This window comes from Saccharothrix coeruleofusca, assembly GCF_017876325.1.
Classification (GTDB): Bacteria; Actinomycetota; Actinomycetes; order Mycobacteriales; family Pseudonocardiaceae; genus Actinosynnema; species Actinosynnema coeruleofuscum.
Genome location: NZ_JAGINV010000001.1, coordinates 3838095 through 3863556, shown reverse-complemented (window position 1 = coordinate 3863556; position 25462 = coordinate 3838095). Strand labels below are relative to the sequence as shown.

The window sequence follows — 25462 nt, the reverse complement described above, 5'->3', positions numbered from 1 at the left end:
TCTCCCGTGACCCGCAGCATCCTGCGCGTGCCCGTGTGGCGCGGCGAACCGGCGGTCGCGGCCGACCCACCGGCCGGTGCCCGGCGGCTGATCATGGTGTGCGACCTGCCCGCCGACGCCGTCCGCGAGCGGTTGCCGGGCATCTCCCTCGCCGAGGCGCACACCGGCGGCGACGACCCGGCCACCGCCTACGAGCGGGCCGCGGTCCGGCTGTTCGGCGAGCTCAAGCGGCTGCTGTCGACGGGAGCGGGTCGCCCGCGCGTGGTCCAGGTCGCCTGTCGAGCGGGCGCGGTGCACTCCGGTCTGCTCGGCCTGCTGCGCACCGCCGCCCAGGAGGACCCCGGCCTGCGCGGACAGCTCATCGAGTTCACCCACGACCCGTCGGACGACGAGCTCGCCGCCGTGCTGGCCGCCGAGGCGGGCGGGGACCGCGAGCACGTGCGCTACACCCCGGTGGGCCGCGAGGTCCCGCACTGGGAGCCCGCCGCGCCCGGCCGCACGGAGCCCGTGTGGCGGCCCGGCGGCGTCTACCTGGTCAGCGGCGGGGCGGGCGGGATCGGCAGGCTGCTCGTCGAGGACGTGGCGCGCCACGCGCCGGACGCGGTCGTGGTCCGGTTCGGCCGGTCGCCGCGCGCCGACGGCCCCGGCGAGTACCGCAGCGTCGACATCACCGACGCGGCGGCGGTGCGCGGGCTGGTCGAAGACGTCCTGCGCGCGCACGGGCGGCTCGACGGCGTCGTGCACGCGGCGGGAGTGCTGCGCGACGACTACCTGATCAACGCTTCGTACCAGGACTTCCTGCGGGTGCTCGCGCCGAAGGTCGCCGGTGCGGTCCACCTCGACGAGGCCACTCGCGACGTGCCGCTCGACTTCTTCGCCGCGTTCTCCGCGGCCGCGGGCGCGCTGGGCAACGCGGGCCAGGGCGGCTACGCCGCGGCCAACGGGTTCCTGGACGCCTACCTGGGCCACCGCGCCGCTCTCGTCGCCGGTGGCGCGCGGCACGGCGCGAGCGTCTCGCTGGGCTGGCCGCTGTGGCGGGACGGCGGCATGCGCGCCCCCGACGAGGAGCTCCCCGCGCTCGTCGACCGGTTCGGCCCGCCGCTGGCGACCGGGGCCGCGCTGAGCGCGCTGCACGAGGCGATCGAGCTCGGTGCCGCCCACGTGGTGATCACCGGGGAAGGGGACGGGATGACCGGCAGCTCCGCCCGCGCGGCAGACCTCCGCGCCGGGGTGCTCGTGCGGTTGAAGGAGCTGGTGGCCGAGGCGACGCGGCTCGACGTCGACCGCCTCGACGCGGCCGCGCCGCTGGACGGCTACGGCATCGACTCGCTCACCGTGACCCGTCTGAACCGGCAGTTCGCGCGGTGGTTCGGCGCGCTGCCCAAGACGGTGCTCTACCAGTACCCGACGCTCGGCGAGCTGGCGGACCACCTCGTCGAGCGGTTCCCCGAGGACTGCGCCCGCTGGCTCGACGACACGCCCGCCGCCCCGGCACCGGCACCCGTCCCGGCACCCGTGCCCGCCCCGGCACCTGTGGTCACGGCTCCCGCGCGACCGCGTCCGGACGCGGCGGGCGAACCCATCGCCATCATCGGCATCAGCGGCCGCTACCCGGACGCGCCGACGCTGGAGGCGTTCTGGGCCAACCTGCGCGCGGGCCGGGACAGCGTGCGCGAGGTGCCCGCGCGGCGGTGGTCGCTGGACGGCTTCTACGAACCCGACCCGCAGCGCGCCGTGGAAGCGGGCACCAGCTACAGCAAGTGGGGCGGGTTCCTCGACGACTTCGCCCGGTTCGACGCGGCCTTCTTCGGCATCGCGCCGCGCGACGCGGCCGACATCGACCCGCAGGAGCGGCTCTTCCTCGAAGTGGTGTGGTCCGCGCTCGAGGACGCGGGCTACACGCGGGCTCGGCTGGCCGAGCGGCACGGCGGCCGGGTCGGCGTCTTCGCGGGGGTGACCAAGACCGGCTTCGACCGCAACCGCCCGCCCGAGGTGAGCGGGCCGCGCCGCGCGCCGCGCACGTCGTTCGCCTCGCTGGCCAACCGGGTCTCCTACCTGCTGGACCTGCGCGGCCCGAGCCTGCCGGTGGACACCATGTGCTCGGCCTCGCTGACCGCGATCCACGAGGCGTGCGAGCACCTGCGGCACGGCGCCTGCGAGCTCGCCATCGCGGGCGGGGTGAACCTCTACCTGCACCCCTCGACCTACGTCGAGCTGAGCCGGGCGCGAATGCTCTCCACCGACGGGCGCTGCCGCAGCTTCGGCGCGGGCGGCGACGGTTTCGTCCCCGGCGAGGGCGTCGGCGCGGTGCTGCTCAAGCCACTGGCCGCCGCCGAAGCCGACGGGGACCCGATCCACGCGGTGATCCTGGGCTCCGCGATCAACCACGGCGGCCGCACCAACGGCTACACCGTGCCCAACCCGAAGGCCCAGGCCGCGGTCGTGCGCGCCGCGCTGGACAGCGCGGGGCTGGGCGCGGGCGACATCGGCTACGTCGAGGCGCACGGCACCGGCACCCGCCTCGGCGACCCGATCGAGGTCGACGGCCTGACCGAGGCGTTCGCGCCGGACGCGCCCGCGCCGGGCTCGTGCGCGCTGGGCTCGGTCAAGTCCAACATCGGCCACCTGGAGGCGGCGGCGGGCATCGCCGGGCTGACCAAGGTGGTGCTGCAGCTGGAGCACGGCGAGATCGCGCCGACCCTGCACGCGGAGCCGACCAACCCGGACATCGACTTCGCCACGACACCGTTCACCCCGAGCCCGCGCGGCGGCCCGTGGCCGCGCCCGGCGGGTGGCCGCCGGATCGCCGGGATCTCCTCGTTCGGCGCGGGCGGCGCCAACGCGCACGTGATCGTCGCCGAGCACCTGCGCGACGACGTCGCGGCCACCCCGCCGCGGCACCCGCTGCTGCTGCCGCTGTCCGCGCGGACGGAGCAGGACCTGCGCGCCCGCGCCGCCGGCCTGGCCGACTGGCTCGACGGTCGGCCGGAGCCGGACCTGGCGGCCGTCGCGGCGACGCTGCAGACCGGCCGCGAGGCCATGGACGAGCGGCTGTGCTTCGTGGCGAGCAGCGCGCGGGAGTGGCGCGAGCAGCTGCGCGCGTTCCTCGCCGACCCCGACGCCGACGGGCCGTGGTGGCGGGGCCGGGTGCGGGCGAGCCGGGAGACCCTCGACGCGCTGGCGGGCAAGGCCGGGTTGCGCGCGCTCGTCGCGCAGTGGGTCGAGGCGGGGGAGTGGGGCGAGCTGGCCGCGTTCTGGGCCAAGGGCACGCCCCTGGACTGGTCCCAGGTCAACGGCGGGGCCCCGACCAGGCGCGTGCACCTGCCCGGCTACCCCTTCGCGGGCCCCGAGTTCTGGTTCGAGCCCGCCGAGCACGAGACCCCGACCGCGTCGCCCGCGCCCGCCGGGCGGCGTGCCGAGGAGGTGGACGCCGAGCGCGTCCTGCTCACCGAGCTCGCGGACATCCTGCAGATGCCCACCGGTGACATCGAGCGGCACCGGCCCTTCGCCGACTACGGGCTCGACTCGATCCTCGGGGTGAGCCTGGTGCACCGCCTCAACGAGGCGCTGGGCACCGACCTGGAGACCACGGACCTGTTCGACCACGGCACCCTCGACCGCCTCGGCGCGTTCCTCGCCGATGCCCGCCCGGCCGCCCGCCCCGCCAGCACCGCGAAGTCCACTTGGGACTCCTCTGCGGAGTCGTCTGCGGAGTCCGAAGTGGACGACGCCATCGCCATCGTCGGCCTCGCCGCGCGGTACGGCGACGCGGAGAGCCCGCAGCGGCTGTGGGACCACCTCGTCGCGGGCTCCGACCTCGTCGAGCCGGTCACCCGCTGGCCCCTGGCCCCGGACATCTCCTGCCGCACCGGCGGCTTCCTGCGCGGCATCGACCTGTTCGACCCGGCGTTCTTCGGCATCTCCGGCGTCGAGGCCACCGCGATGGACCCGCAGCAGCGGATCTTCCTCGAACAGTGCTGGAACGCGCTGGAGGACGCGGGCTACACCGGTGAGCGCCGCCGCGCGGGCCGCGTCGGCGTGTACGTCGGCTGCTACGCCGGGGACTACGGGGAGCACATGGACTCGGCGACGGCGCCCGCGCAGGCGCTGTGGGGCACGATGGGCTCGGTCGTCGCGTCCCGCATCGCCTACCTGCTCGACTTCACCGGTCCCGCGCTGACCGTGGACACCTCCTGCTCCAGCTCGCTCGTGGCGATCGACCTGGCGTGCCGGGACCTGCGGGCGGGCACCGCCGACCTGGCCATCGCAGGCGGCGTGTTCGTGCAAACCACGCCGAGGCTCTACACCTCCGCCACCCGCGCCGGGATGCTCTCGCCGTCGGGCCGGTGCCGCAGCTTCGACGCGGGCGCCGACGGGTTCGTCCCCGGCGAGGGCGCGGGCGCGCTGGTGCTCAAGCGGCTCGCCGACGCCGAACGGGACGGCGACCACGTCTACGCCCTCGTGCGCGCCTCGGGCGTCAACCAGGACGGCACGACGAACGGGATCACCGCGCCGAGCGCGGCGTCCCAGGAACGCCTGCTGCGCGAGGTGCACTCCGGCCTCGGCCCCGGTGGTGTCCAGCTCGTGGAGGCGCACGGCACCGGCACGCAGCTGGGCGACCCGGTCGAGTTCCGCGCGCTGTCCCGCGTGTTCGCGGACGCCGCCCCCGGCAGCGTCGCGCTCGGCTCGATCAAGACCAACATCGGGCACACCCAGTTCGCCGCCGGGGTGGCGGGCGTGCTCAAGGCGGTCCTCGCCCTGCGGCACCGGACGGTGCCCGCGTCCCTGCACTTCGACGCGGCGAACCCGCGGATCGCGCTGGCGGGCAGCCCGTTCACGGTGCCGACGGCGACGACCGACTGGCCCGCGCCGCGACAGGGGCCGCGACGCGCGGCGGTCAGCTCCTTCGGCGCCAGCGGGACCAACGCGCACCTCGTGCTGGAGGAGTACCAGCGGCCACCGGCGGCCGACGTGCCGGGGGAGCAGGCGTTCCTGTTGTCCGCGCGGTCGCCGGAGGCCCTGCGCCAGGTGGCCGAACGGCTCGTCGCGCACCTGGACCGGGAGCCGGGGCTGTCCTCGGCCGAAGTGGCCTACACCCTCGCGGCCGGGCGCGCGCCCCTGCCGCACCGGCTCGCCGTCGTGGCCGAGGACACCGCCGCGCTCGCCGGGCACCTGCGGGCCTGGCTGTCCGGCGCGGACAGCCGGGTGCTCACCGGCGAGGTGCCCGCCGACGCGCGGCCGGACCCGGCCGCCCGGCCCGCGACGGCCCAGGAGCTGGCAACGGCGTTCGTGCGCGGCGCGGTGCAACGGCTCGCCGACGCCTTCCCCGCCGGCGCGCGGCGCGTCGTGCCGCTGCCGACCTACCCGTACGAGCGGCAGCGCTACTGGCCCGCGAAGACCGCACCCGCGTACCGCGTCCGGCTCACCGGGGAGGAGTTCTTCCTGGCCGACCACCACGTCGACGGGCGGTCGGTGCTGCCCGCCGTGCTGACGCTGGAGTTCGCGCGGCGCGCGGTGACCTCCGGCGCGTTCACCCCGGTCGGGGTGCGCGACCTCGTGTGGACCGCGCCGTTCCCGGTGGGCGCCGAGGGCGCGGACCTGTCGGTCGAGCGCGACGGCGACGCCTTCCACGTGCGGCGCGACGGGGCGGAGGTGCACGCGCGCGGGCGCTACGCCGAAGCCGAACCCGCCGCTGCGGTGCCGGTGGACGCGGTGCGCGAGCGCTGCCGCGTCCGGGCGCTGACCGCCGAGCAGTGCCGGGAGGCCCTCGACGCGGTGGGCATCCGCCACGGCGACCGGCTGCGAGCGCTGGACGGGCTCGCCGTCGGCGACGGCGAGGTGCTGGCGCGGCTCGTCCTGCCCGCCGGGGCGCACGACCCCGACCTGGTCGTGCACCCGGCGCTGCTGGACAGCGCCGTGCAGGCGGTCGTCGGCCTGTTCGGCGACGAGACCGGGGCGCTGGCCGAGCGCGGTGGCCGCCCCGCCGTGCCGTTCGCGGTCGACGCGGTCGACGTCCTCGCGCCCACCTCGGGGACGATGTGGGCGCACGTCCGGCGGGCGGCCGACGGCGGCGAGGTGACCACCGTCGACATCGACGTGTGCGACGACGACGGCCGGGTCGCGGTGCGCCTGCGCGGGCTGGCCTTCCGCCGGGTGGCGGAGTCCCGGCCGGTCCGCACGGCGCTGCTCGCGCCGGTGTGGGACGCGCTGCCGGGCGATGTCGAGGTCGAGCGCGCCACGGGCACCAGGGTGGTCCTCGCGGGCGGCGCCCAGGACGAGCGGGACGCGTTCCTCACCCGGTTCCCCGACGCCGTCCTGCTCGGCGAGGACCGGGCCGAGGACCTGCCCGCCGAGGTGGACCACGTGTTCTGGCTCGCGCCCGCGACCGGGGGAGCCCACGGCGCCCTCACCGTCTTCCGGTGGGTCAAGGCGCTGCTGGCCCGCGGCGCGGACGGCCGCGAGGTGGGGTTCACGGCGATCACCCGGCAGGCGTGCCGGGTGCCCGGCGACCGGTCCGTCGACGCCACCCACGCGGGCGTGCACGGCCTGCTCGGCTCGGTCGCGAAGGAGTACCCGCACTGGCGGGTGCGGGTCGTCGACATCGCCGCGGACGAGCCCGTGCCGTGGGAGGCGGTGCTGAACCCGCCCGCCGGGTCGCACGGCGTGGTCACCGCCCGGCGGCACGGCGAGTGGTACCGGCAGCGGCTGCTGGAGGTCGCCGACGCGCACCAGCCCGCCGCGCCGAAGGCCCCCGGCGGCGTCGTCGTCGCCATCGGCGGCGCGGGCGGCATCGGCACCGCGTGGACCGAGCACCTGCTGCGCCGCCACGGCACGCAGGTGGTGTGGATCGGGCGCAGGCCGCTGGACGCGGAGATCACCGCGAACCAGGAGCGCCTGGCGGCACTGGGGCCGAAGCCGGACTACGTGCGCGCCGACGCGACCGACTTGGCCGACCTGCGCCGGGCGTGCGCGGAGATCGTGCGGCGCCACGGACCCGTGCACGGCGTGCTGCACACCGCCATCGTGCTGGGCGACCAGAGCGTGGCGCGGATGGACGAGCAGCGGTTCCGCGCGACCTACGCGGCCAAGGCGGACGTGGCGGTCAACCTGGCCGAGGTCTTCGCCGACCAGCCCCTGGAGTTCGTCGCGTTCTTCTCCTCGATGCAGGCCTTCTTCACCGCGCCCGGCCAGGCCAACTACGCGGCGGGCTGCGCCTTCGCCGACGCCTTCGCCGACCGGCTCGCCCAGCGGCTGGCCTGCCCGGTGAAGGTGATGAACTGGGGCTACTGGGGCGGCGTCGGCGTCGTGGCCCAGGACGGCTACCGGCGGCGGATGGCGAGCCTGGGCCTCGGCTCGATCGAGCCGGACGAGGGCATGGCCGCGTTCGACCGGCTGCTGAGCTCCAGGTTCGACCGGCTGGCGCTGCTGAAGGCGGCCGACGCCCGCAGCATCGCCGCCTTCTACGAGGGCAGCGCGCTCACCGCGCTGCCCGCCGGTCCGGTCTCGCCGGTGGCGGCGCTGCGCGCGGCACGGCCCGACCGGAGCACCGAGGTCGAGCGCGTCCGCGCCGCCGCGGACGGGCACGGGCGGTCGATGGAACCCGCGCTCGTCCGGATCACCTGGGCGCTGCTGCGCGACCTCGGCCTGTTCACCCCCGGTCGCGCGGGCACCGTCGCGGACTGGCTCGCGGCGGGCGGGATCGAGCCCCGCTACGAGCGCTGGCTCGACCACACCCTGACCGTGTTCGCCCGCGCGGGCCTGCTGCGCGAGGCGGACGGCGGCCGGTACGAGGCCGTCGACGCGCGGCCGGTGGACCTCGACGCCGCGTGGCGCCGCTGGGACCTCGACCGGGCGCCGTGGCTGGACAGCGACGGCAAGCGCCCCCAGGCGGTGCTGGTCGACACGACGCTGCGCGCGCTCACCGACGTCCTCACCGGACGCCGCCCCGCGACCGACGTCATGTTCCCGAAGTCCTCGCTGCACCTGGTCGAAGCGGTCTACCGGAACAACCCGGTCGCCGACTTCTTCAACGAGGTGCTCGCGGACGCGCTCGTCGAGCACGTGCGCGCCAGGGTGGCCGAGGACCCCGGCGTCCGGCTGCGCATCCTGGAGATCGGCGCGGGCACCGGGGGGACCAGCGCGGTGGTGTTCCGCAGGCTCGCGCCGTGGCGGGAGCACGTCGAGACCTACTGCTACACCGACCTGTCCAAGGCGTTCCTGCTGCACGCGCGCCGCGCCTACGGCGACATCGCGCCCTACCTCGACCCCCGCATCCTCGACGTCGAGAAGCCTCTGGCGGGCCAGTCCGTCGAGATCGGCGGCTTCGACGTGGTGATCGCGACGAACGTGCTGCACGCGACGCGCAACATCCGCACGACGCTGGCGAACACCAAGGCGGCCCTGCGCGCGAACGGCGTGCTGCTGCTCAACGAGCTCAGCGACAACGTGTTCTTCAGCCACCTCACCTTCGGCCTGCTCGACGGCTGGTGGCGCTACGACGACCCGGCGCTGCGCATCCCCGGCTCGCCCGGCCTGACCCCGCGGAACTGGCTGCGGGCGCTGGCGGAGACCGGTTTCCGGCCCGCGTTCGTCGCCGCCGAGGGCGCCGACGACCTCGGGCAGCAGGTGTTCGTCGCGGAGAGCGACGGCGTCGTGCGGCAGCCGGTCCCGGCAGGCGGTCCGGCTTTCCCGCCGGTGACCCCCGAGCCCGCTCCCGCGCGGGCGGGCACCGCGCGGCCCACGGCGGGCACCGCGCAGGCCGTGCGCGGAGCCGGAGCCGCCGCACCGGGAGGCGACCGGGAGGCCGAGCTGCTGGAGCGGGCGCGCGACCACTTCCGCGCCCTCGTCGCGGACGTGCTCCAGCTGCCGGTGTCGTCGGTGCGCGCCGACGTGACCTTCGACCGCTACGGGATCGACTCGATCCTCGTGGTCCAGCTGACCGAGGCGGTGCGCGAGGTGTTCGACGACGTCGGCAGCACGCTGTTCTTCGAGGTGCGCACGGTCGACGGGCTCGCCCGCCACTTCGCCCGCACCCGGCCCGAGGCGCTGGCCGCCCTCGTCGGCCTCGACGAGCCGGAGCAGGCCCCCGCGCCCGCTCCGGAAGCCACTCCGGCTCCCGCGCGGGTGGCACCGGTCCCGGCTCCGACGGCCGCCGGAGCGCGGGACGTCCCGGACGAGGACATGCCGATCGCCGTGATCGGCATGTCCGGGCGCTACCCCGGCGCGCGCGATCTCGACCAGTTCTGGGCCAACCTGCTCGCCGGGACCGACTGCGTCACCGAGGTGCCCGCCGACCGGTGGGACCACGACCGCTACTACGACCCGCGGCGCGGCGTCCCCGGCAAGACCTACGCCAAGTGGGGCGGCTTCCTCGATGGCGTCGACGAGTTCGACCCGCTGTTCTTCGGCATCTCACCGGCCGCCGCGGCCACGATGGACCCGCAGGAGCGGCTGTTCCTGCAGTCCGCGTACGAGGCGCTCCAGGACGCCGGGTACACGCGCGACGCGCTGCGCGCCGCGGCCAGGGCGCGGGTGGGCGAGGACGCGGGCGACATCGGGGTGTTCGCCGGGGCGATGTACAGCGAGTACCAGCTGTACGGCGCGGAGCAGGGCGTGCGCGGGCAACCGGTCGTCGTGCCGGGCAGCCTCGCGTCGATCGCCAACCGCGTCTCGTACTTCTTCGACGCCAGCGGCCCGAGCATCACCGTGGACACCATGTGCGCCGCGGCGCTCACCGCCATCCACCTCGCGTGCGCCGCGCTGCGGCGCGGCGAGTGCGGTGTGGCGCTGGCCGGAGCGGTCAACCTGTCGCTGCACCCGAGCAAGTACCTGATGATCGGGCAGACCCAGTTCGCCTCCAGCGACGGCCGCTGCCGCAGCTTCGGCGCGGGCGGCGACGGCTACGTGCCCGGCGAGGGCGTCGGCGCCGTGCTGCTGCGCCCGCTGGCCGACGCCGAGGCCGACGGCGACCGCATCCTCGGCGTCATCCGGGGCAGCGCGGTCAACCACGGCGGCCGCACCCACGGGTTCACCGTGCCGAACCCGAAGGCGCAGAGCGCGGTGATCCGGCAGGTCTACCGCAAGTCAGGGGTCGACCCGAGGCGGATCGGCTACGTCGAGGCGCACGGCACCGGCACCCCGCTCGGCGACCCGATCGAGATCGCCGGGCTGACCGCGGCGTTCGCCGAGTTCACCGACGACCGGGGCTTCTGCGCGATCGGCTCGGCCAAGTCCGCCATCGGCCACCTCGAAGCGGCGGCCGGGATGGCGGGCCTGAGCAAGCTGCTGCTGCAGATGCGGCACGGCACCTTCGCGCCGTCGTTGCACGCCGAGCGCGTCAACCCGGAGATCGACTTCAGCGGCACGCCGTTCGTGCTGCAGCGCGAGGCCGCGCCGTGGCCGCGGACCGGGGGCGCCCCGAGGGTCGGGGTGGTCTCCGCGTTCGGCGCGGGCGGTGCCAACGCCCACCTTCTCGTGGAGGAGTACATCGTGCCCGACCGCACCCAGGGACCGGCCGCGGCGCAGGCCGTGGTGCTGTCCGCGCTGGACGAGCAGCGGCTGCGCGAGTCCGCGCGGCGGCTGCGCGACGAACTGCGCGGCGGCTCGTGGAGCGACGCCGACCTCGCCGACATCGCCTACACCCTTCAGGTCGGCCGCGAGCCGATGACCGCGCGGTTCGCCACGGTGGCGGGCGACCTCGCGACCCTGGACGCCGCGCTGGACGCCTACCTGCGCGGCGGCGAACTGCCCCCGGACACCTTCGTGCGCCACGGCGGTGAGCCCTCGGGCGCGCTCGCCGCGCTCGCGGCCGACGACGACTTCCGGGAGACCCTGGACCGCTGGATCGCGCGCGGCAAGCTGGCCTCGCTCGCCGAGGTGTGGGTGGGCGGTGTCGCGGTGGACTGGGCGCGCCTGCACACCGGCAGCCCGCGCCCGCGCCGCGTCGGCCTGCCGACCTACCCGTTCGCCCGCGAACGCCACTGGTACACCGACGTCCTGCCGAAGGGCGCCGCGCCCAGGGAGACCGCGTCTGGGGAGACCGCGCCTGGGGAGACCGTGTCTGGGGAGACCGCGCCGCCGCGTGCGGTGGAGCCCGCGCCGGGAGTGGCGGTGCCCCGCCGGGATGAGTCCGCTGCCCCGGCCCCCGCGCCCGTCGACGAGCTGCCCGCCGACGAACTGCCCGCCGGTGACCTCGCGGTGATCCCGGTGTGGGAGCCGGAACGACCGGCGGCCGACCCGGTGGGCGGCCGGGTGCTCGCGATCGGGCTGTTCGGCACCGAGGTCACCGCGATCCGCGAGTCCGGGGCCGAGGTGTCCACCTGGAACGGCGAGGCGGTGAGCGCCGAGCAGGTGCGCGCCGAGCTGGAGGCGCTGGGCCGGGTCGACCGGGCCGTGCTGCGGGTGCCGACGCGCGTCGGCGGTGACGCGGCCGCGCGCATCGCCGAACACCGCGCCGCGACCCGCCGCCTGCTCCACCTCCTCAACGCGCTGCAGGCGGCGCACGGCGACGGGGAGTTCGAGCTGACGCTGCTCACCCGCGGCGCCTTCGACCCGGCGGGCCGCCCCGCCGACCCGGCGCAGGCGAGCCTGCACGGCCTGCTCGGCGGCCTGGCCAAGGAGCAGCCGCGCTGGCGGGTGCGGGCCGTCGACGTGGCGGGCGACGAGCCGTTCCGGCCCGCGGAGGTGTTCGGGCTGCCCGCCGACCGGCGCGCGCACCCGGTCCTGCGCGCGGGCGGCCAGTGGCTGCGCCGCAGGCTGCTGCCGGTCGAGCTGGCCGCGCCCGAGCAGTCCGCGTTCCGCCGGGGCGGGGTGTACGTGCTCGTCGGCGGCGCCGGGGATCTCGGCGTCGTGCTCAGCGACCACCTGGCGCGCACCCACGGCGCCCGACTGGTCTGGGTCGGCCGCCGGGCCGAGGACGACGCGATCCGCGCCCGCCGGGCCGGGATCGCGGGCCCCGAACCGCTGTACCTGCGCGCCGACGCCGCCGACCCGGCGGCGCTGCGGTGGGTCCGCGACGAGGTGATCCGCCGGTACGGCCGGATCGACGGCGTGGTGCACCTGGCGATGACGTTCAGCCACACCCCGCTCGCGGAACTGGCGGAACGGGACCTCGAAGCGACGCTGAGGTCCAAAGTGGACCCCTGTGCGCACTTCGCGGACGTCTTCTCCGGTCTGGACCTCGACTTCGTGCTGCTGGTGTCGTCGCTGGTCAGCTTCATCCGCAACGCGAACCAGGCGCACTACGCCGCGGCCTGCGCCTACGTGGACGCGGCGGCGGCCGGTCTCGCCGAGGCGCTGGGCTGCCGGGTGAAGACGGTGAACTGGGGCTACTGGGGCAACGTCACCGACGACGTGCTGGCGGGCATGGCGGCGCTGGGCCTGGCGCCGATCGACCCCGCCACCGCGATGGCCGCGGTCGAGGCGCTGATCGCCGGACCGCTGGACCGGATCGGGTTCATGCGGCTGGCCCGGCCGCTGCCGGTGGAGGGCGTGCTCACCGGGGAGCGCGCCGCGGTGCTGCCCGTCGCCGACGCGGCCCCGGTCGAGCCGGTGGCGCTGCCGCTGCCCGCCGCGCTCGCGGCGTACCAGGCGGGTCCGGTGCCCGCCGAGATCGACGCGGCGCTGGCCCGCTGGGTCGCCGCCGAACTGCGCGAGGCGGGGTTCGGCGACCCGGCGGCGATCCGCGCGGGCGACCGGATCGCCGCCTGGATGCCGCCGACGCTGCGGGTGCTGACCGAGCACGGCCTGGTCGACGGCGCGGGCCGGTGGGCCGCGCCGGTGCCGGACGCGGCGGGCTGCCGGGCCGAGTGGCAGCGCTCGGCGCGGCGCTGGGCGGCCGCCAACCCCGACCTGCGCACGCCGCTGGCGCTGCTCGGCCGGACCGTGCCCGCGCTGCCCGCGGTGCTGCGCGGGGACGTCCTGGCCACCGACGTGCTGTTCCCGAACGGCTCGTTCGAGCAGGTGGAGGGGGTGTACCGGGACAACCGGGTGGCCGACCACCTCAACACCGTGCTGGCCGAGCACGTCGTCGGCTTCCTGCGGGCGCGGCGCGCGGCCGACCCCGGCGCGCCGCTGCGCGTCCTGGAGGTCGGCGCGGGCACCGGCGGCACCACGCGCGTGGTGCTCGACCGGATCGTCCGCGCCGGTCTGCCGGTCGCCGAGTACTGCTTCACCGACGTGTCGCGGGCGTTCCTGCACCGGGCCGAGGACACCTTCGGGGTCGACCACGACTTCCTCACCTACCGGGTGTTCGACGCCTCCGAGCCGCCGCACGGCCAGGGCCTGGACATCGGGGCCTTCGACGTGGTCATCGCGGCCAACGTGCTGCACGTCACGCCCGACGTGCGCGCGACGCTGCGCGGCGTCAAGGCGCTGCTGCGCCGCAACGGGCTGCTGGCGCTCAACGAGATCAGCGGCTTCTACCTGGTCAACCACCTGACGTTCGGGCTGCTGGACGGCTGGTGGGCGCACACCGACCCGCAGGTGCGCGTGCCGGGCAGCCCGGCGCTGTCCCCGGCGGGCTGGCGGGCCGTGCTGGAGCAGGAGGGCTTCGGGGGTGTCGCGTTCCCGGCGGCCGATGCGGAGCCGCTCGGGCAGCAGATCGTCGTCGCTCACAGCGACGGGGTGGCGCGCGGACCCCGCGTGGCGGCGGAACCGCAGGCACCGGCGCGACCGGCGGTGCGCCCGACGCCGGTCGCGGAGCCCGAGCCGCAGGCCGTGCCGGTCGCGTCGATCGCCGCCGTGGTGCTCGACGTGCTCGCCGACGCGCTGCGGATGCCCGCGTCCGCGATCGACCCGTCCAGGGCGTTCGCCGACTACGGCCTGGACTCGATCGTCGGCGCGGGCTTCATCCAGCAGCTCAACGCGGCACTGGGCCTGGACCTGCTCACCACGGTGATCTTCGACCACCGCAGCGTCGACCTCCTGGCCGCGCACATCGCCGAGTGCCACCGGCCCACCCCGCCCGGTGCGCCCGCGCCCGAGGCCCCGGCGACGCAGGCTGTCGAGGCCCCGGCTGTCGAGGCACCGGTCGCCATGACGGCCCCGGTCGCCGCGGTCGAGCCGGTCGCCGCGGCCGAGCCTGGGGGAGCGGGCGAGCCGATCGCGATCGTCGGCATCAGCGGCCGGTTCGCCCAGTCGCCCGACCTGGAGGCGTTCTGGCAGCACCTCGTCGACGGCGACGACCTGGTCGGCCCCATCGAGCGCTGGGACGTCTCCGGCCCCGAGTGGGCGGACGTGCCGTGCAAGCACGGCAGCTTCCTCGACGGCATCGACGAGTTCGACGCCCGCTTCTTCCGGATGTCCGGGCGCGAGGCCGCGCACACCGATCCGCAGCAGCGGCTGTTCCTCGAACAGGCGTGGATCGCGCTGGAGAACGCCGGTTACGTGGGGGCCTCCCTCGACGGCAAGCGCGCGGGCGTCTACGTCGGCTGCACCGGCGGCGACTACACCGCCTGGTTCGACGAGCGCCCGCCCGCGCAGGCGGCGTGGGGCAACGCCCCGTCGATCGTGCCCGCCAGGGTCGCCTACCACCTGAACCTGCGCGGGCCCGCGATCGCGGTCGACACGGCCTGCTCCAGCTCGCTGGTCGCGATCCACCTCGCCTGCCAGGGGCTGTGGAGCGGGGAGACCGACCTCGCGGTCGCGGGCGGGGTCGCCGTGCTGACCACGCCGCGCACCCACCTGACGGCCGGGCGCGCCGGGATGCTGTCGCCGACCGGCCGCTGCCACACCTTCGACGCGGCCGCCGACGGCTTCGTCCCCGGTGAGGGCGTCGGGGTGGTGGTGCTCAGGCGGCTGTCGGACGCGCTCGCCGACGGCGACCACGTCCACGCGGTGATCCGCGGCTCCGGCATCAACCAGGACGGCGCGACCAACGGGATCACCGCGCCCAGCGCGTCGTCGCAGGAGCGGCTGATCCGCGAGGTGCACGACCGCTTCGGCATCGACCCGGCCGAGATCGGCCTGCTGGAGGCGCACGGCACCGGCACCAAGCTCGGCGACCCGATCGAGACCGAGGCGCTGGTCCGCGCCTTCGGCGCGGCGGACGGTTCCAGGGGCTGCGCGCTCGGCTCGGTGAAGACGAACATCGGCCACACCATGTCGGCCGCGGGCGTGGCCGGGCTGCTCAAGATCGTCCTGTCGCTGCGGCACCGCGCGATACCGCCGTCGCTGCACTACCACCGGGCGAACCCGGCGATCCGGCTGGAGGGCAGCCCGTTCCGGGTCAACACCGAGCTGCGGCCGTGGGAGCCCAACGGCCGGGGCAGGCTGGTCGCCGCGACGAGCTCCTTCGGCTTCAGCGGCACCAACGCCCACCTGGTCGTCGAGGAGCCGCCCACGCGGGCGCCGCGGCACGACGACGGCCGCGAGCTGCTGTTCGTGCTGTCCGCGCCCCGGCCCGAGCCGCTGCGGCAGCTCGTCGCCGACTTGGCCGAGCACCTGGCCGCGACGCCGGAGGCGGTGCTCCGCGACGTCAGCTACACGCTCGCGCACGGGCGCGCCCACTTCGCCCAGCGCGTCGCCTTCGCCGCCGCCGACCGCGAAACCCTGATCAGCCGCCTGGAGAGGTGGCTGGCGGAGGGCACCACGCCCGCCCCGGCGGACGTCGAGCTGGAGCGGGTCCGGGCGCGGTGGTGCGACGGCGCGGAGCTGGACACGGCCGCGCTGTTCGCGGGCCGCGACGTGCGCCGCACCCCGCTGCCGACCTACCCGTTCCAGCGCCGCTCGGCCTGGGCGGGCGGCGCGACCCCGGACAGCCCGCTGCCCGCCGCCACCCGCTCCGCCGCGCCCACCGCGCCCACCGCGCCCACCGCGCCCACCGTCGAGCCCATCGCGGTCATCGGGATCGCCGCCCGGTTCGCCGACAGCCCGGACGCCGAGCGCCTGTGGGCGCACCTGGCCGCCGGGGACGACCTGGTCGGCGAGGTCACCCGCTGGCACCCGACCGGGAAGCTGGCGGCGAAGGCGGGCTTCCGGCAGGGCAGCTTCCTCGACGACCCGGCCCGCTTCGACGCGCTGTTCTTCAACGTGTCCGGCACCGAGGCGCTGTACACCGACCCGCAGCAGCGCGTCTTCCTGGAGGAGTGCTGGCACGCCCTGGAGGACGCGGGCTACGCGGGTGAGCGGCTCACCGACCGCTCGTGCGGGGTCTACGTCGGCGCCTACCCCGGCGACTACCACGAGCTGATCGGCGACGAGCGGCCGCCGCAGACCATGTGGGGCAACATGGCCTCGGTCATCGCCTCGCGGATCTCTTACCTGCTCGACCTGTCGGGCCCTGCGGTCGCGGTCGACTCGGCGTGCTCCAGCTCGCTGGTCGCGATCCACATGGCCTGTGACAGCCTGCGGCTGGGCACGGTGTCGATGGCGCTCGCGGGCGGTGTGTTCGTCCAGGCGACGCCGAGGCTCTACGAGTACTCGGCCACCGCGAAGATGCTCTCGCCGACCGGGCGGTGCCGCACCTTCGACGCGGCGGCGGACGGCATGGTGCCCGGTGAGGGCGCGGGCGTGCTGGTGCTGAAGCGGCTGAGCGACGCCGTGCGCGACGGCGACCACGTCTACGGCGTCATCAGCGGGTCCGGGGTGAACCAGGACGGCGCGACCAGCGGCATCACCGCGCCGAGCGCGCAGGCCCAGGAGGACCTGGTGCGCCAGGTCCACCGCGACGCCGGTGTGCGGCCCGGCGGGGTCCAGCTGGTGGAGGCGCACGGCACCGGCACCCCGCTCGGCGACCCGATCGAGTTCGGCGCACTGGCCAGGGCGTTCGCGGGCGCTCCCGAGGGCGGCTGCGCGCTGGGGTCGATCAAGACCAACATCGGGCACACCCAGTTCACCGCGGGCGTCGCGGGCGCGATCAAGGCGCTGCTGGCGCTGCACCACCGCCAGCTGCCGCCGTCGCTGCACTTCACCAGGGCCAACCCGGCGATCCCGCTGGAGGGCAGCCCGTTCTACGTCAACACCGAGCTGCGCGACTGGCCCGAGCCGCGGTCCGGGCCGCGTCGCGCCGGGGTCAGCTCGTTCGGGGCCAGCGGCACCAACGCGCACCTCGTCGTCGAGGAGGCGCCCGCCTCCGGAGGGGTGGCGCACCCGGCGCGCGACGAGTGGCTGGTCGTGCTGTCCGCGCAGGACGAGCGCGCACTGCGCACCCACGTGGAGCGCGTGCTCGCCCACGCCGAGGCGCACGAGGACCTCGACCTCGGCGACGTCGCCTTCACCCTGGCGACCGGCCGCCGCCACGAGAACCTGCGGTGGGCCTGCGTCGCGGCCGACCGGGCGCAGTGGGTCGACGCCATGCGGACGTGGCTGCGCGAGGGCCGCGCGGCGGCGGTCGTCACCGGCCGCGTGCCCGACGAGCGCCCCGAACCGGTCGCCGCGGCGGGCCTGGACCCGGTCGAGGCCGCGCGGCGGTACGTGCGCGGTGAGCTCTCCTCGCTGTCCGGCCTGTTCGCCGACGACGGGTTCCGCGTCGTGCCGCTGCCGGGCTACCCGTTCGGCGGTGAGCGCTACTGGATCACCACGCCGCCGGAGGTCACCGGCACCGCCCGCGAGGCGGCCGGGCCGTCGCCGCTGACCGTCCACAAGCGACCGGGGAGCGGGCGCTCCTACGCCGTCGAGCTGACCGGCGGCGAGTTCTTCCTCGACCACCACCGGGTTTCGGGGGTGCCGGTCCTGCCCGGCGTCGCCTACCTGGAACTGGCGCGGGCGGCGGCCGAGGCCGAGGGCTCGCCGAGGACCGGGGTGGTGCTGCGCAACGTCGTCTGGACCAGGCCCGCCCGGATCACCGCGCCGACGACCGCCGAGATCACCCTGGAGCCGCAGGACGGTGGCGGCTACGCCTACCGGATCGCGACGGCGGGCTCCGGCGAGCCGGTCGTCCACGGCCAGGGCCGCGTCGAGCCGTCCGCCCCGGCCGCGCCGCCCCGGCTGGACATCGACGCGCTGCGCGCCCGCTGCACGCGCCGCACGCTCGACCGCGACGCCTGCTACGCGCTGTACGAGGGCACGGAGATGGGGCTGGGACCGGCGATGCGCGGCGTCGAGCGGCTCGACCTCGGCGAGGGGCTGATCGTCGCCCGCCTGCGCCGTCCCGCCGCGGCGGGCGGTGACGACCTCACCGTGCACCCCGCGATGCTCGACTCCGCGCTGCAGGCGACCCTCGGCTTGGCGCTGGCCGAAGGCGCGCAGGAGGTGTCCGCCGCGCTGCCGTTCGCGCTCACCGAGGTGCGCGTGCACGCCCCGACCCCGGCCACGGGCTGGGCGGTGATCCGCCCGTCGGCCAACGACCGCCCCGGCACGGTCCGGCGGCTGGACATCGACCTGTGCGACGAGGCGGGCGAGGTGTGCGTGCGCCTGCTCGGCTTCACCTTCCGGTCCCTCCCGGCGGGCGGCACCCCTGTCGCCGCGCCCGCCGGGCAGGCGCGGCCGGGTGCCCTCGTGCTGGCTCGGCCCGCCTGGCACCCGGTCGCGGCGGGCGCCGGGACCGGGGAGCACGCCCGGCACGAGGTGCTGCTCGCCGGTCTCGACGGCGTCGACGCGGCCGAGGTCGCAGCCCGGCTCGGGGTGCCCTGCGCCGTGCTGCCGGGCGGCGGGGACCTCGCCACCGCGTTCACCCGGCAGGCCGAGGGGCTGCTCTCCCGCGTGCGGGACGCCGTCACCGCCGGTGGGCCGGGCCGGGTGCTGCTCCAGGTCGTCGTGCCCGACGGGGCCGAGCACCAGCCGCTCACCGGGCTCGCCGGGCTGCTGCGCACCGCGCGCCACGAGCACCCGAAGCTGGTCGCCCAGCTCGTCGTGGTGGCACCCGGCGCGGACGCCGACAGCGTGGTCGCGCGCCTGCGCCGGGAGGCGGCCTGCCCGGACGACGTGGTGACCAGGGAAGCGGACGGCCGCCGCGAGGTGGCGCGGTGGACCCCGCTGGCCCAGGCGCCGGAGGTGCGGCCGTGGCGGGACGGCGGCGTCTACCTGATCACCGGGGGCGCGGGCGGTCTGGGCCGGGTGTTCGCGCGGGAGATCGCGGGCAGCGTCGCCAATCCCGCGCTGGTGCTGTGCGGGCGCTCGGCCGACGAGCCGACCCGGCTGCTCGACGAGCTGCGCGCGGCGGGCGCGTCCGCGAGCTACCGGCGGCTGGACGTCGCGGACCGGGCGGCCGTCGAGCGGTGCGTCGCCGGCATCGTGGCCGAGCACGGCCGCCTGGACGGCGTCCTGCACGGCGCGGGCGTGCTGCGGGACGGCTACCTCGCCCGCAAGGACCCCGCCGACCTGCGGGCGGTCCTCGCCGCGAAGGTCACCGGCCTGGTCAACCTCGACGAGGCGACCGCCGGGCTGGACCTGGACTTCCTCATCGCCTTCTCCTCGCTGTCGGCCTCCGGCAACCCAGGGCAGGCCGACTACGCGGCGGCCAACGCCTTCCTGGACGGCTACGCGGTGCGGCGCGAAGCGCTGGTCGCCGCGGGACAGCGGCACGGGCGCACGCTCAGCGTCGGCTGGCCGCTGTGGGCCGACGGCGGGATGCGCGTCGACGCCGCGACCGAGCGGACCATGCGGGACACCGTCGGCGTGCTGCCCATGCCCGCGCAGGCGGGCGTGGAAGCCCTGTACCGCGCCTGCGGCAGCGGCGAACCGCACGTCCTCGTGGTCTACGGCGACCGGGCGCGCATCGAGCGGACCCTGCTGGCCGCTCCGGAACCCGCCGCTCCCGCTCCCACCCCCGCTCCCACTCCCGTCACCGCTGTCGTCACCGATCCGGAGGTGCCCGCCGTGCCCGAAGCCGAAGCCCTGGTCGAACTGCTGGCCGACCGGGTGTCGCGCCTGCTCGACGTGCCCGCCGAGGAGATTGAGGGCGCGGTGGAGCTGAGCGAGTACGGGTTCGACTCGATCTCGCTGGTCGACTTCGTCGGCCTGCTCAACGACGAGTTCGGGCTGAACCTGGTGCCCACGCTGCTGATCGAGTACCCGACCCTGGACGGCCTGGCCGCCTACCTGCTGGACAACCACGGCGACACCTTCAGCACCACCCCGGCCGCCACCCCGGCCGCCACCCCCGCCGCCACCCCGGCCGCCGAGCCCGAGCCGCCGGCGGCGCGACCGGTCGACGGCCCGTCGCCGAGGGCGGCGCTGCTGGCGGAGCTGGTGGAGTTGACCTCGTCGGTGCTGCGGCTGCCGGTCGAGCGGATCGAGGGCGGTCGCGAGCTGAGCAGGTACGGCGTGGACTCCCTGTCGCTGACCGAGCTGACCACGCGGGTCAACGCGCGGTTCGAACTGGAGCTGGACCCGACTCTGCTGTTCGAGCACCCCACGCTGAACGGGCTGGCGGACCACCTGCTGGAGCGGCACCCGGACCGGTTCGCCGCCCTGGTCGCCGCGTCAGCGCCGCAGCCGGAGGCGGAAGCGCCCGCCGCGCCGAGGACGACGACCACGCCGCCGCCGACCGGCCCCGAGCCGATCGCGGTGATCGGGATGAGCGGCCGGTTCCCCATGGCCGACGACATCGCCGGGTTCTGGCGCAACCTCGCCGAGGGCCGCGACTGCATCAGCGAGATCCCGGCCGACCGGTGGGACTGGCGGGAGTGCTACGGCGACCCGATCACCGAACCCAACACCAGCAACGTCAAGTGGGGCGGGTTCATCGACGGCGTCGGCGACTTCGACCCGCTGTTCTTCGACATCTCCCCGAGGGAAGCCGAGCTGATGGACCCGCAGCAGCGGCTCCTGCTGCTCTACGCCTGGAAGGCGCTGGAGGACGCGGGCTACTCGGCGGAGTCCGTGGCGGGCAGCGACCTGGCCATCCTCGTCGGCACCGCCAGCACCGGCTACCCCACGATGGTCTCGAAGTACTCGCCGGTCGTGGAGCCCTACGACGCCACCGGGGCCGCGCCCTGCCTGGGCCCGAACCGGATGAGCTACTTCCTCGGCGTGCACGGCCCGAGCGAGCCGGTCGACACCGCGTGCTCCAGCGCGCTGATCGCCATCCACCGCGCGGTCGGCGTGCTGCGGGAGGGCACCTCCGAGATGGCCATCGTCGGCGGCGTCAACACGGTGATCAGCAAGGACCTGCACATCAGCATGAGCAAGGCGGGCATGCTGGCCGAGGACGGCCGGAGCAAGACCTTCTCCGACCGCGCGGACGGCTACGCGCGCGGCGAGGGCGTCGGGATGCTGGTGCTGAAGAGGCTGTCGGCGGCCGAGCGCGACGGCGACCACATCTACGGGCTGATCGTCGGCACCGCCGAGAACCACGGCGGCCGGGCGAACTCGCTCACCGCGCCGAACCCGAAGGCGCAGGCCGCGGTGATCCGGTCGGCCCACCGCGCCGCCGGGGTCGACCCGCGCACCGTCGGCTACGTCGAGGCGCACGGCACCGGCACCCGGCTCGGCGACCCGGTGGAGGTCAACGGTCTGAAGGAGGCCTTCCGCGACCTCTACGCCGACACGGGCGCGGAGGTGACCGGCGCGCACTGCGGCATCGGGTCGGTGAAGACCAACATCGGCCACCTGGAGGTCGCGGCGGGCGTGGCGGGCGTGATCAAGGTGCTCCTCCAGATGAAGCACCGCACGCTGGTGAAGAGCCTGCACTGCGACACGGTCAACCCGTACGTCAAGCTCGACGGGACGCCGTTCTTCCTGGTGCGGGACAAGCAGCCGTGGCCCGCGCCGGTCGACGGCGCGGGGGCCGAGCTGCCGCGCCGCGCCGGGGTGAGCTCCTTCGCCTTCGGCGGCGCGAACGCCCACGTCGTGCTCGAGGAGTACGTGCCGAAGCCGGTGGCGCAGACGCCGCCCGCGCGGCCGCTGCCCGTCGTGCTGTCCGCGAGCCACCCGGAGGTGCTGCGCACGCTGGTCGAGCACTGGGTCGACGCGCTGCGCGCGGGCACCTACCGCGACGCGGACCTGCCCTCGATCGCCTACACCACCCACGTCGGGCGGACGCCGATGACCGAGCGGCTGGGCTGCGTCGCGGGCACGGTCGCGGAGCTCGCGGCGGGGCTGGAGTCGTGGCTGCGGGGTGAGCCGGACGGCCGGGTCCTCACCGGCCGCGTCGCCCGCGACGAGGTGCCGCCCGCGCCCACGGGCGCGGACGCGGCGGACGTGCTGCGGGCGTGGGTGCGCGGCGCCGAGGTCGACTGGAGCCGGTGGCGGCCCGCCGCGCCGCGGCGCATCCCGCTGCCGACCTACCCGTTCCGGTTGAAGCGCTACTGGCTGGACACCAGCGCCCCGGTGGGCGAGGCGGCGAAGCCGCACCCGCTGGTGCACGCCAACACCTCGGACCTGAGCGGCCTGCGCTACACCGCGCGGTTCACCGGGCGCGAGCCGTTCCTGGCCGACCACCGGGTCCGCGGTGTGCCGGTGCTGCCCGGCGCGGCCTACCTGGAGATGGCCGTGGCCGCGGCCGCGCTGGCGGGCGGCGACCGGTCCTGGTCGATCACCGACGCCACCTGGAACCGCCCGCTCGCGGTCGAGGCGGCCACCGAGGTCCACATCGGACTGTCGGCGGAGACCTCCGGTGCGGTGTCCTACCAGGTGTTCACCACCGACGCGGAGGGCGAGCGGATCGTGCACGGGCGTGGCGCCCTGGCTCAGACGCCGCCGCAACCGCTGCCACGGCAGGACATCCCCGGGTTGATCGGGCAGTGCGACGGCCGGGTCCTCGACGCGGAGCAGTGCTACGAGCGGTTCGCCGCCCTGGACCTGGCCTACGGTCCGGCACTGCGGGCGGTCCAGCGGGTGCACTGCGGTGAGCGCCTCGCGGTCGCCCGGCTGCGGCTGCCCTCGGCCGCCGCGGACGACCCGGCGTTCGTGCTCAACCCGAGCCTGCTCGACGCCGCGCTCCAGAGCACCCTCGGCCTCTTCGCCGGGGACGGCGCGGTCGCGGTCCCCGCCGCGGTGCCGCACGCCGTCGACGAGGTCCACGTGGCCCGGCCGCTGCCCGCGTCGGCCTGGGCAGTCGTCCGGTTCGGCGCGGGGGACGGCTCGACCGGCGAGTACGCGTTCGACATCGACGTGTGCGACGACGAAGGCGAGATCTGCGTGCGACTGCGCGGGTTCCGCGTCCGCGCCCTCGACGGCGCGCACCGCGGCGCGGTGGCCGATCCCGACGACGAGTACCTGGCCAGGCTGGTCGAGGCCGCCGTCGACGGCGCGATCAGCCTGGACGACTTCGCACGGAGCCTGACGTGAGCCGCCGCGCCTGTCGCGCGGGAGAGGAGGACCGGTGAGAGCGGTGATCTTCCCCGGCCAGGGTGCCCAGGTCAAGGGCATGGGCCGCGAGCTGTTCGACGCCTACCCCGAGCAGGTCGAGGCGGCCTCGGAGCTGCTCGGGTACTCGGTCCGCGAGCTGTGCCTGGAGGACCCCAGGGGCGAGCTGGACCGCACGGAGTTCACCCAGCCCGCGCTGTTCGTGGTCGGCGCGCTGGCCCACCGGCACTGGCGCGACAGCGGCGGCGCCGACGTGGCGTTCTACGCCGGGCACAGCCTGGGCGAGTACTGCGCGCTGCACGCGGCGGGCGCGTTCGACTTCGCCACCGGACTGCGGCTGGTCCGGCGCCGGGGCGAGCTGATGGCCGGTGCCAGGGGCGGCGGCATGATCGCGGTGGTCGACCTCGACCGCGACCAGGTCACCGAGCTGGTGCGGGAGGGCGGGTTCTGCACGCTCGTCGTGGCCAACGACAACTCGCCGAGGCAGTGCGTCGTCTCGGGCGACGCCGACTCGATCGACGAGCTGGGGCCCTACCTGAGGGAGCGCGGCGTCCGCTGGGTTCGGCTGCGCGTGTCCGGCGGGTTCCACTCCGCCCTCATGCGCCCGGCCCAGCGGGAGTTCCGCCGCTTCCTCGACGCCTTCGACCTCGCCGCGCCGCGCGTGCCGGTGATCGCGAACGCGACCGCGCGGCCCTACCCGTCCGGCACCACGGCCGCGATGCTCGCCGACCAGATCGTCCAACCAGTGCGCTGGACCGAAACCGTCCGGTACCTGCTCGACGCGGGCGTCACGGAGTTCGTCGAGCTGGGCGGCGCGGTGCTGACCAAGCTCGTCGAGCAGACCCGCGCCGCGTCGTCCGCCACCAGGTCCGCACCCGCACCCGCACCGGTGCCGACGCCCGCGCCCGCGCGTGCGCTCCGGGCGCAGGACCTGGGCAGCGCGGTCTTCCGCGAGCGGCACGGCCTGCGCTTCGCCTACGTCGCGGGCGGGATGTACCGGGGGATCGCCTCGCCGGAGCTGGTCGCCCGGCTGGGCCGCGCGGGCATGCTCGGCTTCCTGGGCACCGGCGGCCTGGAGCCGGTGGAGATCGAGCGCGGGATCAAGGAGGTCCAGGCCGCCCTGGGCGAGGACGGGCCCTGCGGCGTCAACCTCATCGCCGACCACGACGACCCCGACGCCGAGGAGGCGGTGGTCGACGTGCTGCTGCGGCACCGGGTGCGGCTGGTGGAGGCGTCGGCGTACATCCAGATGACACCGGCGCTCGTGCGCTACCGCGCCACCGGCCTGCGCAGGGGACCCGACGGGCGGCCGGTGTGCGAGCACCGCGTCATGGCCAAGGTGTCCCGGCCCGAGGTCGCGGCGGCGTTCATGGCGCCGCCGCCGGACTCGGTGCTGGACCGGCTGCTGGCCACCGGCGCGTTGACCGCGGAGCAGGCCGAGCTGGCCCGGCAGGTGCCGATGAGCCACGACATCACCGTCGAGGCCGACTCCGGCGGGCACACCGACGGCGGCATCCCGACCGTGCTGCTGCCCTCGATGCTGGAACTGCGCCGCAGGGTGCTGGCCGAGCGCTCCTACGCCGAGCCGATCTGCATGGGGCTGGCGGGCGGGATCGGCACCCCGGCGGCGGTGGCGGCCGCGTTCGTGCTCGGCGCCGACTACGTGGTCACCGGCTCGGTCAACCAGTGCACCGTCGAAGCCGCGACCAGCGACGCGGTCAAGGACATGCTGCAGGGCATCGACGTGCAGGACACCGACTACGCGCCGGCGGGCGACATGTTCGAGCTCGGCAGCAAGGTCCAGGTGCTGCGCAAGGGGGTGTTCTTCCCGGCGCGGGGCAACAAGCTCCACGCGCTCTACACCCACCACGACAGCCTCGACGACCTGCCCGCCAAGACGCGGCAGCTGCTGGAGCGCACCTACTTCCGCAAGCCGCTGGAGGAGGTGTGGGCCGACGTGGCCCGACACCTGCGCGCGACCGGGCGGACCGAACTGCTGCGGCGCGCCGAGCGGCAGCCGAAGCAGAAGATGGCGCTGGTCTTCCGGCGCTACTTCGGCTACACCGCGCGGATCGCGCTGGAGGGCAGGCCCGAGGACAAGGTCAACTACCAGGTCCACACCGGACCCGCGCTGGGCTCCTTCAACCAGTGGGTGCGCGGCACCCCGCACGAATCGTGGCGGCACCGGCACGTCGACGAGATCGGCCGGATGCTGCTCGACGCCGCGGCCGACCACCTGGCCGCGTTCCCCCGCCCCTGACCCCGAGCACCGAAA

Annotated in this window: 2 protein-coding genes; both read left to right on the top strand. The window is 75.8% G+C overall.

The features are described from left to right. Nucleotides 1-6 precede the first annotated feature (6 nt). Nucleotides 7-23169 carry an SDR family NAD(P)-dependent oxidoreductase gene (locus JOF41_RS17320; RefSeq protein ID WP_209620281.1) on the top strand — a complete coding sequence of 7721 codons (23163 nt, stop codon included), beginning with the start codon at nucleotides 7-9 and terminating at the stop codon, nucleotides 23167-23169. A 34-nt stretch (nucleotides 23170-23203) separates the two neighbouring features. Continuing rightward, nucleotides 23204-25447: an ACP S-malonyltransferase gene (gene fabD, locus JOF41_RS17315; protein ID WP_209620270.1), complete on the top strand. Its 2244-nt coding sequence runs from the start codon at nucleotides 23204-23206 to the stop codon at nucleotides 25445-25447. Nucleotides 25448-25462 lie beyond the last annotated feature (15 nt).